This is a genomic window from Silvibacterium sp., from assembly GCF_047605705.1.
In the GTDB taxonomy this organism is placed as follows: Bacteria; Acidobacteriota; Terriglobia; order Terriglobales; family Acidobacteriaceae; genus Silvibacterium.
The window spans coordinates 69,818-83,620 of record NZ_JASGFD010000019.1 but is presented as its reverse complement, the minus strand read 5'-3'; the positions used below and the strand labels follow the sequence as shown (position 1 = coordinate 83,620).

11 protein-coding genes are annotated in these 13,803 nt (G+C 63.2%); 1 reads left to right on the top strand and 10 read right to left on the bottom strand.

Annotation, left to right across the window (positions count from 1 at the left end; all coding sequences use genetic code 11):
• Positions 1 to 58: 58 nt before the first annotated feature.
• The 10 genes from QM649_RS09185 to QM649_RS09140 all read right to left on the bottom strand — a co-directional run bounded on the left by QM649_RS09185 (position 59) and on the right by QM649_RS09140 (position 12,302).
• Positions 59 to 511, bottom strand: a complete 453-nt coding sequence (locus QM649_RS09185; protein WP_415198734.1) for a hypothetical protein — start codon at positions 509 to 511, stop codon at positions 59 to 61.
• A 315-nt stretch (positions 512 to 826) separates the two neighbouring features.
• On the bottom strand, positions 827 to 2,041 hold the full coding sequence (locus QM649_RS09180; protein WP_415198733.1) for a D-alanine--D-alanine ligase family protein: 1,215 nt from the start codon (positions 2,039 to 2,041) through the stop codon (positions 827 to 829).
• A 104-nt stretch (positions 2,042 to 2,145) separates the two neighbouring features.
• Positions 2,146 to 2,583 carry a hypothetical protein gene (locus QM649_RS09175; RefSeq protein ID WP_415198732.1) on the bottom strand — a complete coding sequence of 146 codons (438 nt, stop codon included), beginning with the start codon at positions 2,581 to 2,583 and terminating at the stop codon, positions 2,146 to 2,148.
• Between the two features lie 284 nt (positions 2,584 to 2,867).
• On the bottom strand, positions 2,868 to 3,845 hold the full coding sequence (gene rocF, locus QM649_RS09170; RefSeq protein WP_415198731.1) for an arginase: 978 nt from the start codon (positions 3,843 to 3,845) through the stop codon (positions 2,868 to 2,870).
• Between the two features lie 506 nt (positions 3,846 to 4,351).
• Positions 4,352 to 5,698 carry an asparagine--tRNA ligase gene (gene asnS, locus QM649_RS09165; protein ID WP_415198730.1) on the bottom strand — a complete coding sequence of 449 codons (1,347 nt, stop codon included), beginning with the start codon at positions 5,696 to 5,698 and terminating at the stop codon, positions 4,352 to 4,354.
• A gap of 170 nt (positions 5,699 to 5,868) precedes the next feature.
• Positions 5,869 to 6,687 (bottom strand): sugar phosphate isomerase/epimerase family protein, encoded by an 819-nt coding sequence (locus tag QM649_RS09160; protein ID WP_415198729.1) that lies wholly within the window; start codon positions 6,685 to 6,687, stop codon positions 5,869 to 5,871.
• A 113-nt stretch (positions 6,688 to 6,800) separates the two neighbouring features.
• Entirely contained in the window at positions 6,801 to 9,035 is a 2,235-nt protein-coding gene (locus QM649_RS09155; protein ID WP_415198728.1) for a TonB-dependent receptor plug domain-containing protein, read from the bottom strand.
• 946 nt (positions 9,036 to 9,981) lie between these two features.
• Entirely contained in the window at positions 9,982 to 10,770 is a 789-nt protein-coding gene (locus QM649_RS09150; RefSeq protein ID WP_415198727.1) for a tetratricopeptide repeat protein, read from the bottom strand.
• A gap of 22 nt (positions 10,771 to 10,792) precedes the next feature.
• Positions 10,793 to 11,575 (bottom strand): hypothetical protein, encoded by a 783-nt coding sequence (locus QM649_RS09145; RefSeq protein ID WP_415198726.1) that lies wholly within the window; start codon positions 11,573 to 11,575, stop codon positions 10,793 to 10,795.
• Positions 11,576 to 11,603: 28 nt separating this feature from the next.
• Positions 11,604 to 12,302: a TetR/AcrR family transcriptional regulator gene (locus tag QM649_RS09140; RefSeq protein WP_415198725.1), complete on the bottom strand. Its 699-nt coding sequence runs from the start codon at positions 12,300 to 12,302 to the stop codon at positions 11,604 to 11,606.
• A gap of 61 nt (positions 12,303 to 12,363) precedes the next feature.
• On the opposite strand from QM649_RS09140, the gene QM649_RS09135 reads away from it, so the two are divergent.
• Positions 12,364 to 13,791 carry a DHA2 family efflux MFS transporter permease subunit gene (locus tag QM649_RS09135; RefSeq protein ID WP_415198724.1) on the top strand — a complete coding sequence of 476 codons (1,428 nt, stop codon included), beginning with the start codon at positions 12,364 to 12,366 and terminating at the stop codon, positions 13,789 to 13,791.
• Positions 13,792 to 13,803 lie beyond the last annotated feature (12 nt).

Here is a 13,803-nt window from a genome sequence, read left to right as displayed (position 1 = left end):
GAAGCTAGAAGCTAGAAGCTAGAAGCTAGAAGCTAGAAGCTAGAAGCTAGAAGCTGCCTTACGGGCCGGTGTAGAGTTCGACCGGCGAGAAGCCTACGGTCTTGTTCTTGTCGTCGACGCGGAGGAAGATCGGGGTCTTGCCGCCGTTGATGTCCACGCCCATTACGGTGCCGTTGCCGACCGTGGTGGTCATCAGGATGGTGTGCGAGCGGATGACGCCGTAATCGCTGGCCGGGCCCCAGTCCTTGGAGAAGGTGGCGAAGTTGTAATCCTTGTACTGCTGCGGATGCTGCTCCCAGTTGGGATCGTTGTTCCAGATGGCAAAGGCCTTCTTCAGGTCCTGCGACTCGACGGCGGCGAAGAAGGTGTTGAGCCGGTGCTCGGCGGGCCAGTGGCGCAGCAGGAAGCCGCTTACGCCGAGCACGACGATGGCGATCACGGCGGTCAGGATGGTGTTGCGGATCAGCCTCGCCTTCCGGGCGTCGTAGGCGGGGGCGTCGAGCAGGGTCATCGTGGTCCTTTCAGCACTCTTCCTTTATCCAGATGCGGAAAGCGGCTCTTCCGCATAGTCCTTTCTATTCTGACACCGGTTGGGAATGGTTGGTTCCCGGGATTGACCGCTGTTTCGCGTGGGGTGGGATTGCTTCGCGTGGCGCTTCCTTCGGCGGCGGTCCGATGGCCGTGCTTGTTTCGGAAGAACTGCGGGGTCCTCCACTTCGGTCGGAATGACAGATTTTCCGTCCCACGTCTCAGAGGCGAGACGTGGGGCACCCGGTTTGTTTTTCGCTAGAGGCCAAGAGCTAGAAGCTAGGAGCTAAGAGCTGCCTCACCGGCTGTACTGGTTGCGTTCCTTTTCAGCGCGGCGTTCGAGCGCGAGCTGGATCAAGCGGTCGATCAGCTCGGGGTATTTCACGCCGGAGGCGTCCCACAGCTTGGGATACATGCTGATGTTCGTAAAGCCCGGCAATGTGTTGATCTCGTTGAGGTAGATCTTCGGGGTCTTCGAGGTCAGCGGGTCCATGAGGAAGTCGACGCGGGCGAGCCCGGCGCAATCGCAGGCGCGGAACGCGGCGATAGCCATCTCGCGGATCTGCTTCGCCTGCGCCTTGCTGATCTTCGCGGGGATCACCGGGTAGGAGCCTTCGGCGAGGTACTTGGCCTCGTAGTCGTAGAACTCCTTGCCGGGCACGATTTCGCCGACGACCGAGGCCTCGGGGTTGTCGTTGCCGAGGACGGCGACTTCGAGCTCGCGGGCTTTGCCGCGCTTGCCGCCGACACCCTGCTCGATGACGATCTTGCGGTCGAAGCTGGCGGCGAGATCGATGGCCGGGGCGAGCTCCTTGCGGTCATGCACTTTGCTGATGCCGACCGACGAGCCGAGGTTCGCGGGCTTGACGAAGAGCGGGTACTTGAGCGCGGCCTCAACCTGCGCGACGACCTTCTTCGGCTTTGTCTCCCAGTCGGCGCGCAGGAAGCTGACGTGCTTGACCATGGGCAGCTTCGCCGCGGCGAAGAGCTTCTTCATCACGCCCTTGTCCATGCCGGCGGCGGAGCCGAGTACGCCTGAACCGACATAGGCGATGTCGGCCAACTCGAAGAGGCCCTGGATGGTTCCATCTTCGCCAAACGTCCCGTGCAGGACGGGCAGGATCACGTCGAGATTGAGGACGGAGCCGGAGGCCGCGGCGGCCTGCATCTCGAGACCAGATGCTTTCGTCTCGAAGGGGACGAGTGCGCCGGTTCTGTTGCCCGAAGGCACCGGCGGCACGATGACCGACTCACCGCGCGCGAGCACGGCCGCTGCGGAGGTGGTTTCGGGATCGCCTGCGCGGAGTTGTTTTTCTGGGGTCGAGGCTTCGCCGTTGAGCAGGCGCTCGGCGTCGGACGCAGTGACCCAGCGGCCTGCCTTGGTGATGCCGATGGGCACCACTTCATACTTTTTACGGTTGATGGCCTTAAGGACCGAGGCGGCGGAGAGCAGCGAGACCTCATGCTCGCCGCTGCGGCCACCGAAGAGAACGCCTACGCGGAGTTTTTTCATTCCGTGTTTAGTGTAGTAGGGACTGGTCGTCTAAGCGGTTGTGCCTTCGGCGCGGTCTTTGGGGAGTAAACAGGGATAGTGTTCTTCCTGGCCGAGTTCGGGTGCTAGTCCTTCTTTTGACGCACCAGATTTCGGGCACTAACGATGCAAGCGGCTTGCATGTGCTCCTGCTTGAATGGTTCAAGAAGCCTGATGTTGAAGTCGCCAAAGACCTCTACGGTAAACGAGTTTGGAGCGTCAAATAGCCGGGTGACGCTATCGGGCAGATTCGTTTCTTCCTCTCCGCCACATTTGAAACTGCGGATGCATTGGAAATCGGCTGGGCCGCCGTAAATACCGAAGAGGTGATGGGTGCCAATCTGCCAGAGACGAAAGTTCGGATAGCCGCCGTTATAAATCGCCAGCCTGCCGTGCACTTCAACATAGGAAGTGGATGTACTCGACTCGGCGCAAGAGCGATTGATTGCGTCTGCCATCTGAGATTTAACGGCGAGGGAAAGCAGGAGCGGAACAATCGCGAGGCTCATGGGTAGCGACAGCATAGGGCAGCTCTTGCAGTTGGTCCAGTGTGGAAAATGTGCCGGGTGCCCCACGTCTCGCTTCTGAGACGTGGGATGACTCAGGTGGCCCATGCAAGCCTGATGTTGGCTTGAATGGGGGAGCAGGATTTCGATGCGGAGGTGTGAGGGTTTGTGCTCTCCCACCCAAGCGGAGCTTGGATGGGGCACCCTCATTCTCGCTGGTTTGAGATGAACTGCGGGTTCCTCCACTGCGCTTCGCTTCGGTCGGAATGACAGTGCTTTTCTGACTTGAAAGATGTTTGGCTTTACAAAATCTTCTTCCCAAACGCCGACGAGATCAGCTCCACAGCCAAATCCGCAGTGCGGTTGCGTTCGTCTAACACCGGATTGACTTCGACTAACTCGAAGCTGAGGAGGCGGCCGTGGTCGGCTAATATCTCCATCGCCAGGTGGGCTTCGCGATAGGTCGCTCCGCCGCGCACCGGCGTGCCTACTCCCGGGGCGTCTTCGGGGTCGACCCAGTCCATGTCGAGCGAGACGTGGTAGCCGGCGGTGCCTCGTCCGGCGGCGCGGAGAGCCTCTTCCATCACGGCGCGCATGCCGCGCTCGTCGATGTCGCGCATCGTGTAGACCTCGGAGATGCCGGCGCGGCGGATGTTTTCCTTCTCGGTTGCGTCGATGTCGCGCACGCCCACCAGCACCGTGTTCTCGGGTGCGATCTTCGGCGTGAAGCCGGCGATCTCCGCGAGCGCGTCCGGCCCGAGGCCCAGCAGCGCGGCCACCGGCATGCCGTGCACGTTGCCGCTGGGCGAAGTGGCAGGAGTGTTGATGTCCGAGTGTGCGTCGATCCAGATGAGACCGATCTTCTGCTGGCGCTTCCGATAAAAGGCCGAGACGCCGGCGACCGTTCCGGCTGCTACGGAGTGATCGCCGCCGAGGACCAGCGGGGTTGCGCCGGCCTCGAGCGCCTGCTCCACCATTTCCGCCAGCCGGGTGCAGGTCTCGGTGATCTCGGCGAGGTAGCGGGCGTTGGTCTCGCCGAGATGGCGGGTTTCGGCGATGGGCACAGGCACGTCACCTGCGTCGGTGACGTCGTGGCCGAGTGCTTCGAGGCGCGCTTCGAGTCCGGCGACGCGCAGCGCCGATGGCCCCATGTCGACGCCGCGACGGGAGGCGCCGAGATCGAGTGGTACTCCGAGGATGTGGATGGGGCGTGTGGGGAGGGACTGGATGCCGCCGTGCAGGCTGGCGGATTCGGGAACATACGGGCTCGTGCGGGACATGGTGTGCTTTCCGGCGGCTCCCGATACGTGCCGGAGCCGACCTGCCAGCAGAGCACGGGATCGCCAGCCCTGGCAAGGGGAGCGGGGCTGACTGTACGGGCGTTCGCTTTCGGCCCTTGGTCGTGTGGAGATGGAGGCGGATAGTTCCCACGTCTCAGAATCGAGACGTGGGGCACCCGGTCTCTGTTGAGTACGGGTTCGGGCTCCTCGCGTGTCGAGAGAACCGCAGGTTCCTCCACTTCGGTCGGAATGACAGATCTTTTGTTTTTGGAAAGACAAAGGGCACGGCTGAAGCCGTGCCCTTTCCCCTTTTGTGCCCTGTTGAAAGCTGGTTTGTGTGAGCCCACCCGGGCTGCATGCCTGTTGAGAGAACTGCAGGTTCCTCCACTTCGCTACGCTTCGGTCGGAATGACAACCTTATTCCAACTTCTCGTAAGCCCTGCAACGCGACCAGCGGGAGCGGAGGCCGAAGGCAAAAGGCCTCGGACGGCCAGTCCGCGCAGCAGTTATGGGTAGATGCGGTTCAGCGTGCGGGCGAAGGGGATGGTCTCTCTTACGTGGTCGAGGCCGCAGATCCACGCGACGGCGCGCTCGATGCCCATGCCGAAGCCGGAGTGGGGGACCGATCCGTAGCGGCGCAGGTCGAGATACCACTGGAAGGATTCGAGCGGGAGGCCGTGCTCCTCGATGCGCTGCTTGAGCAGGTCATAGGAGGCGATACGCTGCGAGCCGCCGATGATTTCGCCGTAGCCCTCGGGCGCGAGCACATCGACGCAGAGCGCGTACTTGGCGTTCTCGGGATCGGGCTCCATGTAAAAGGCCTTCACCGCGGCGGGGTAGCGATGCACCATCACCGGGCGGTCGAACTGCGAGGAGATGTAGGTTTCGTCGGGCGAGCCGAAGTCGTTGCCGTACTCGAACGGGTGCTCGAGCAGACCCTTGGCGTGCGCGTCGTTGAGCATGGCCACGGCTTCGTCGTAGCTGAGGCGCGGGAAGGGCGCCTTGATGGCTTCGAGCTTGGCGGTATCGCGCTGGATGGTCTTGAGATCGGCGGCGCGGCGCGAGAGGACGCGGTCGACGATGAAGCTGAGGAACTGCTCGGCGAGCTCCATGAGCTGGGCGAGATCGCAGTAGGCGACTTCGGGCTCGACCATCCAGAACTCGGTGAGGTGGCGGCGGGTCTTCGACTTTTCGGCGCGGAAGGTGGGGCCGAAGGAGTAGACCTTGCCGAGCGCGAGCGCGGTGCTCTCAATGTAGAGCTGGCCGGACTGCGTGAGGTAGGCTTCGTCGCCGAAATACTCAACCGGGAAGAGCGTGCTGGTGCCTTCGCAGGCCGCGGGGGTGAGGATCGGCGGATCGGTGAGCGTGAAGCCGCGGTCGTCGAAGAAGTCGCGGGCTGCCTTGATGATCTCGGCGCGGATGCGGAGGATGGCGGCCTGGCGGGGGGTGCGGATCCAGAGATGCCGGTTCTCCATCAGGAAGTCGGTGCCGTGCTCCTTGAGCGAGATGGGGAAGGGCGACTCTTCAGGCACGCGCTGGATGACCTCGACGTTTTCGACATCGAGCTCATAACCGCCGGGGGCGCGCTTGTCGGCGCGGACCTTGCCGGTGACGGTGACCGAGGACTCCTGCGTGAGGCCCTTGATGGCGTCGAAGACCTCGGGCGTGACGGCGGCCTTGGGCACGATGCCCTGGATGGTTCCCGAGCCGTCGCGGAAGATGGGGAAGAGCAGCTTGCCGCTCTCGCGGAGGTTGTAGAGCCAGCCGCGCAGCAGCACGGTCTGTCCTTCAAAGTCGCCGATCTTGGCGATGGTGGTGAAGGGCGCGGGTACGGAGTTTGTCGGTTCGGTCATGCGGGTTTCCTGATCTTGTTTCTGTTCGTGCGATGCGGCCCGGTGTCGGGTTCGTGCTCACCCACGTCTCAGAATCGAGACGTGGGGCACCCGGGTTTGTGCTGATAGCTTTTCGTGCTTCCCCACTCAAGCCGCAAAGGGCGCGGCTTGAATGGGCCACCGTCAAATTTCTAAAAGTTCTCGAAGGCTTTGGCGGCCTTCTGCGCGATGGTTTCCGGTGTTTCCTCGAGCGCGTGGTGGATTTCGAGCACGCCGGCCGGGGATTGCGGTGCGGACTTGAGGCCGTTGTAGGTCTCGTCCCAGTTGAGGGTGCCGTCGCCGGGCCACAGGTGCTCGTCCCTCTGCCCGTGGTTGTCGTGGATGTGGGCGGAGCGGATGCGCGGCTTGAGGGTTTCGAGCGTGGACGCGAGGCCTTCGCCGAGGTGCGCGTGGCCGGTGTCGAGGCAGACGCCGATATCCGCGAAGTGGCCGATGGTCAGGATCTCGAGGAGGTGTTCGGGGCGGGTGACTTCGCTCTGCAGGTTCTCGACCAGCAGCTTGACGCCGAGCGGGTTGGCGAAGGCGCGCAGGTGCTCGAGCGCGGTGAGCGAGTACTCAAGCGCGCGGGGACTCCATCCGTCCTCGCGCTCACCCAGGTGCAGGTTGAGGAAGCGGAAGGGAATCTGCTCGGCGGCTTCGAGGGCGCGCTTGATCTCGTCCATCGAATCGATGCGGCGGGCCTTGTCGGGATGGATGACGTTGACCGCCGGGGCGCCGGCGCGGCCCATCTCATAGTCCGGGTAGAGCGGGGCGTGCATGGAGAAGGCTTCGAGCGGGTTGGAGCGGAACCAGCCTGCCAGGTCGCGCACCGCGTGGCGGTCGCTGTAGTCGAAGTGCTGGCGGGCGGCAAACAGCTCCACCCCCTGCGCACCGGATTTCTGCAGCGATTCCAGGAGCCCGGGGTGGAGGCGATTGCGGAGGAAAACGTGCGTCGAGATGACTTTCAGCATGGATGAGACCTGCAAAACCTCTAAGGGTATTTTCTCATCCGGGGAAGCGCAAGGGGTTGAGCCGGGCAGCGGAGGGCTGCCCGGAGGGTGGCTTCGGAGGTGCGGGGCGCTGGTTAGAAGGTGAAGATGGTCCCGAAATCCGGAAAGAGGCCCATCTGGTTCTGGGTGGAGATGCAGCCCGAGGGGTCCTTGTCGCAGGAGTGCGCATAGAGCTCCTTGGGCATCCAGGCGAGTCCGAGAAAGTTCTGCCGGTCGAGCGCGTTCTCGAGGCCGCCGTAAAGACTGAGCTGCTTCGAGCCGAAGTTGAAGACGCGGTTTGCCCGGAAGTCGAGGCGGCTGTAAAAGGGGCCGCGCAGGGCATTCACCTGGGTGAGGTCGTAGATCGGGCGGTCCTGTGCGACGGACAGCGCCGTGTTGAAAGGCGTGTAGGGCCGGCCGGTGGTGTACTCGTATCGCCAGGAAAAGCCGTATTTGCGGGTGATCTGGTACTGGCCGGCGCTGTTCAGCACCAGGGGGTAATCGAAGTTGCCGGGCTTGTAGACGCCGTCGAGCCCGGTGAAGGCGTTGCGGGCGAGGGAAGCGTTGGCCTGCATCTCCAGGCGGGAGCCGAAGTGCATGATCGTCGAGAGCTCGACACCGTTGGCGTAGCCCTGGCCGGCGCTCACGAAGGGAATCCAGATGAATTCCTGCCCGAGCGTGTCGACCATGTTGGCCATCGACAGCGTCGGGTACTCGGAGGATACCGGATAGGCGCTGTACTGCTTGCGGTAGACCTCGAGGTTCAGCCCGATGCCGCGGGCGACGTTCATCCGCACGCCGGCGGTGTAGTGCGTCACCTTGATGGGCTCGAGGCTGTTGTTCTGCTCATAGGCGGTGAGCTCGAGAAACGGCGGCAGCTGGCGGTACTCGGCGAAGCCGGTGTGCAGGGCCACGCGGTCATTCACCTGATAGCTGATGCCGGCGCGGGGGGTCACGGTTACGTGGCTTCCGTAGGCGAACTGCTGCACGCGGCCGCCGCCGTCGAAGGTCCACTTGCCGATGGTTTTGCCGAGCTGCGTGTAGTAGCCGGTTTCGCCGGTCCAGAAGTGCGGATAGAACGAGGTCGCGTCGGAGCGCGTGGGATCGGTGCTGAGCGGCGACTGCTCGCCATAGGGCTGGGCGACGTTGTAGTTGATGCGGTAGAGATGGCCGGAGAGGCCGAAGGAGAGCGTCCATCCCGGCGTGAGCGAGAGATAGCCGTCATAGCGCAGGTTGGTCATGCTGTCGCCGGTGGCTTCGGCGTAGACGGGGATGGGGGTGCTGGTGCCGGGGCCGTTGATGGTGTCGAAAAACTGGTCCTGCTGGTTGATGTACTGCTTCTGCTCGGAGTCGCTCAGCGTCCAGATACCGAAGCTGCTGGGCGAGTACATGTGCCGCCAGCGGATGCCGGTGGTGTAACGCCAGCCGCTGTACTGCGTGTTGATGAGATTTGTTTCATAAGGATCGAGACGGTCGGGCGTGATGTTAATGGAGTCTACGCCGGTGAGGTTATCGATCGAGATGTTATCGGAGGGGCTGGGGTTCCACTCGGCGCGGGTCAGCGCATTGGTATAAATCGGAACGCCGTCGAGGCCGATGTTATTGGTGAACAGGTTCAGCAGGCTGCGGTGTGCGGTGAAGAGGATGGAGCCGTCATCGCGGAAGGGACGCTCGCTGATGAAGCCCGCGCCGACGAAGCCGGCGTCGAAGGCGTTGTAGGGCTGGCGGTTGGCCAGCTCGCGCGAGTGAATGGAGACGACCGAGGAGAGGCGCTCTTCGTAACTTGCGTCATAACCTCCGGTCTGGAAATCGATGTTATTGATGGCCGAGCTGTCGATCATCGAGACAAGGCCGCCGGTGGTGCCTTCGGTGGCGATGGCGTTGATGTTCGGCACCTCGATGCCGTCGAGAAGATAGAGGTTCTCGATGGGATTGCCGCCGCGCACCAGCACGTCATCGCTCTCGTCGCTGTTGAAGACGACGCCGGGGAATAACTGCAGATAGCGCGAGAGATCGCCATAGGTGCCGGCGGAGGACTCGATCTGCTTCGATGTCGCGTGATATTCGGTGGTGCCGCCGCCGGGCTTGGTGCTCTCATCGTAGCCGTTGACGATCACACTGCTCTGGTAGCGGAGCGGGTTTGTCTGCTCCTGCGGCGCGGGCGGCGCCGCCGCGGATGCGGCCGAGCCTGCGGGCATGGGCGCATCGGGATAGACAGGGCTGGGCGTGTTGTTGGATGCCTCCAGGCGATGCTCGGCGCTGGCGGTTGCGCTTCCCGTGTTCTGGCACAGCAGGGCAGGGGAGAGAAGCGACAGGGTGGCGAATAGCAACGGAACAGATGGGGTTCTCAGGGTAGGCCTCCTGCTGCCGTGGCTTTTATTGCCTGCACGGCAGTTACTCAGTTGGGGGTCCTTGACGTTAAGAAAACTCAACCTGCGACCTATTCGCTATCTATGACAGGGGGCAATCCCTATCTAAGGTCACATGCGGTCTCATTCTGGTACGCGTGGGTAAGTTACGCGTTGATATCGGTCAAGATCATTGATTCCCGGCCTGGGCGACACAGGGATCTATCGGCAGAAAATCTGGATATCTTGCGCGATATCTTCTGCTTGATCGAGCCGCGTGGGACCGGCGCGCAATGAGAATTTTCTTAGCGCTTCATCCTGGCATTGGCCAGTTTCTTGATGTGTATCAAGGGCATGCGAGGAAATGCCGGAGACCTTCTGGGGTAAGGTCAGAGCCGCGATTGATCTATGTCAACGCATAGAAGGAAATCGCATGCAGAGGGATATCTTGCGTGTGAAGAAATGGGGAAATAAGTAAGTCCAAGGCAATCACCGCATAAGTTACAGGATTTGGATGTTGCTATGACTAATGTATCGGCGGGATATGCGGCCGTGGTTCCGGGGCGTCTTCCTTTTCGGTGACGATTGCGGGACCGGAAGGTGACGGAGGTATCGCAGGTTCCCTGTGCGATGGAGGACGTATGCGGCCACGGTGGATGCGTACATCCTCTGTCCATGCGTCAGTTGCGCATGGGATCTGCACGTAGGAAGAGACCTGTACGCGGTGTTCTGTGACGGGGCAGGTTGTGAGGTGAGGAGCAAAGAGTCGGAGAGCTTGGGGTTACGCGGCGCAGGCGAAGATTACCTGGTTTCGTGATGCTCTCCGGTACTGTTACGGCGCGTGAGACGGGGCGGATGTGTTCTGTTCTCCCGCTCTCGCTCTGTTGTCCGATTTGCTTTGCGGTCGCGTTTGGCTTTGCTGTTGCGTTTACGGATCGCGGTATTGCCGGCGCTTCAGCTCGCGCACGGCCTGCTCGTGGCCCTGCAGCGCGGCCTGGCGTGTCCAGTGGCGGGACTGCGTGTAGTCGACATCGACGCCCTGGCCGATGGCATAGAGGTGCCCGAGCTGGAACTGCGCCTCGGCGTTGCCCTGCTCGGCGGCCTTGCGATACCACGACGCGGCCTGCGCGTAATTGCGCGGCACACCGTAGCCGAAGTAATAGAGCTCGGCGAGCTTCTGCTGGGCTTCGGCGAAGCCCTGCGTGGCGGCCAGGCGATACCAGTGCGCGGCCTCGGTGTTGTTCGCCTCCACGCCCTCGCCCTTGCGATACATGAGCCCAAGGTTGTACTGCGCCCAGGCGAGCTTGCTGTGCGCGGCGCGCTGGCACCAGAGGAAGGCCTCGGCAAAATCCTGCGCGGAGTAATAGCGGAAGCTGAGATTGGCCTGCGCGTAGGCGTGGCCCTGCTCGGCGGCTTTGCGCTCCCAGTAGGCGGCCTCGGCGTCATCCTGCGGCAGGCCCTGGCCGCTGTCATAGAGGGTGCTCAGGATGTACTGCGCCTCGGCATGACCTTGCTCGGCGGCGAGGCGGAAGCCCGCGGCGGCGGCGCTGAGGTCGCCGGCATTGTAATCCTCCGCGGCCTGTTTGAAGTTGGGATTCGCGGCGGTGCTGGCGGCGTCCCGGCGTCCGCGCGCGATGATGCCGGAGCGCGAGCCGCTGACGGAGAGCGCTGCGCCGGTGGGCACGTGCTGGAGGCCGGTCTGGTTCTTCTCTGTCATCTCTCTGCCGTGCGCATTCGGATCATCTGCCTTGCGCCGCAATCTGGCGTTCGACGAATTCGAAGCGGCGCTTTGCCTCTTCGACCTGTTCGCGCAGGCCGGTGGCGAGCTCGGTGAGCAGGTCGCGATGCTCGCGCTCGGCGGCTTCGGACTCGACAAAGAGCTGCGCGATTTCGCTCGAGAGCAGGGTGTGGCGCTCGGCTTCGAGCAGGGAGATATCGCGCCGCTCATGCTGCAGCTGGCGCGCGAGGCGGAGGAACTCGGCGGAGGCGCGGTCGCTGGAAACAGGCGCGCCGATCTCGATCTGGTCGTCGAGCATGCGTTGGAGTGTTTCGATATCGCCGCGGCCGTAGGCCTGGTTGGCGCGGGCCATCAGCAGGGTGAAGTATTGCTGCTCTTCGTCGTCGCGTGCGAAGTCGGGATGGATGCGCCGCGCGACCTCGCGGAAGAGCGTCTTCAGGTTCGGCGGCGCTTCAATCTCTTGAGGCTCTTCGTCGTGGCCGAAGGCTGCGTCGTGCGTTTCCTGCGCGCGCTGGCGAGCTTCTTCCGCGCGGCTGCGCGCGGCGTCGGAGTCGTAGAGATCCACTTCGCGTTCAGCAATGCGCGCCTCGATGTCGTCGAGGTCAGCGTAGAGCACGCCTACCTGCCGCATGTAACGGCTCTCGAATGCCTTGAGCTGTGTGCGCAGCTGCGCGAGCTCGGACTCGCGTTCGGACAGCGTGGCGCGTGCTTCGGCGAGCTGTTCGCGTTTGCTGGCGAGATCGGCGTCTTCGGAGCGTGGCTGGAGGATGATTTCTGCGGACATGCGGCTGCGCGTGAGCGGTGTATTCAGTTTACCGAAGTGCTGCGGAGGGCTTCCGGCTGGGCGCGCTCTTCGCGGCGAGATGCGCCTTGAGGTAGCCGGCGAGCAGGCTCTTCCACTCACGCACGACCGCGGGCCTGGCCTTTGGCTCGGCTTCAGCGTAGAGCGCCATCATGCCGGGGAGCAGCATGAGGCAGATATTTGCCATGAGAAAGGATTCGTCGCCGGTGAGCGCGGGGTTCCGCGCGCGGAAGGCGTTCGAGAGCATGAGGCGCGAGGCCCGGCGCGCCTCGGGATTGCGGCGAAAGCGCACCGGCGCGAGGACCAGGCTGAGGTAGGCCGGGCACTCGCCGATGAAGCCGATGAGGATGTCGACGAAGAGTTCGGCGAACTCGCGATGCGTGAGGCTTGCGGCCTGCTCGATCATCGGTTTCCACCGGCTCTCGAGATCGTGCGTGTAGCTGACGGCGAGCGTGTAGGCGAGCGACGGCTTGTCGGGGAAGTAGTTATACAGCGCGCCGATGGATGAGCCGCTGCGTGCGGCGACCTCGGTCATCGTCACGGCATCGTAGCCCTTCTCTGCAAAGAGCTGGGCGGCGGCGGCGAGAAAGGCAGCGACGCGGCGCTCGGATCGCTCCTGCTGGGGAACGGTCCGGGTCGTGTTTCGGGTTACGGTGCGGGCCGTCTTTCTGGCCGGGAGTGTGGCCGGTTTTGACGAAATCGAGGACATCCTCATATTCTAGGCTTTAGAAGTTGAGGATGTCCTCGATTTTTGCGCGATAGAAGGATGCATGGCAGAATCCGGAACTCCATTGTCCGCTGCAAAGGGCCGAAGTCCGGCTGCGATCCCGGCTCAGGTCTGGAAGGTCGCATCGGTCGCGATCCTCGGATCGCTGATGGCGCAGATGGATGCGACGGTGGTCAACGTCTCGCTTTCAAGCCTTGCGGTGAGCCTGCACAGCAGCCTCTCGGCGATGCAGTGGATCATCAGCGGCTACCTGCTGGCGCTGGCGCTGATGCTGCCGCTCAATGGCTGGCTGGTGGAGCGCATCGGCGCGCGCAACCTGTACCTCGTCTGCTTCGCGGGCTTCACGCTTACCTCGGCGCTGTGCGGATTCGCGTGGTCGGCGTCGTCGCTGGTCGCCTTCCGCGTGCTGCAGGGCATGAGCGGCGGCCTGATGGCTCCGCTGGCGCAGATGATGGTAGCGCGGGTGACGCCAAAGGAGAACCTGGCGCGCGTCTTCGGCTATGTGACGGTGCCGATCATGCTGGGGCCGATCCTTGGGCCGGTGCTGGCCGGGGCGATCCTGCAGCATGCGTCGTGGCGCTGGCTCTTCTTTATCAACCTGCCACTCGGCGCGCTGGGACTGCTTCTTTCCGTCGTGTTTCTTCCACGTGAGCGCGCAGAGGGGCAGCCGCGTTCTTTCGATCTTCCGGGATTTCTGCTGTTGTCGCCGGGACTGGTGCTTTTCCTTTACGGATGCGATCACATCCGCGAGCGCATTGGCGCCATCGCGCTGGTGCTGGCGGCGCTTTTGCTTGCGGGCTTCTTTCGCGTGGCGCTGCGCAAGCAGAAGCATGCGATCGTCGACCTGCGGCTGTTTCGCAGCCGGATGTTTTCGGTCGCGGCTACTAACCAGTTCCTGATGAACGGCCTTGCGTTCGCGGGACAGATGCTGATCCCGGTGTATCTCATTCGCGGATGCGGTGAGTCGCCCGCTGCGACCGGGTGGTTGCTGGCGCCGATGGGCGTGGGCATGCTCTGCACCTTTCCTCTGATGGGCACGCTGGTGGAGCGCATGGGCACGCGGCGGCTGGCGGTGACAGGCGCAGTCTTCGCGCTGGCGGGCACGCTGGCGTTCGTGTACTTCGCAGGACATGGACTGTCGGTTGCGGCGCTCGTCTGCGCCCTGTTCCTGCGCGGCGCGGGACTCAGCGCGGTGGGGCTGCCTTCGGCTGCCGGCGCCTATACATCCGTGGCGAAGGAAGACCTGCCGCTGGCAACGACGTCGATGAACATCGTGCAAAGGCTGGGCGGGCCGACACTGACGACGGTGTGCGCGACCTTTCTCGGGTGGAAGCTGGGTGCGGGTTCGTCGCACGCAACGCTGTCCGCTGCGTTTGTCGCGGCGTTCGTGCTGTTCGCGGGGCTGCATGCGCTGTTATGCATCTCGGCTGCGCGGCTGCCTGCTCCCCGCTCAGATGAGCTTCGGGCTTGAGTGAGGGCTGCG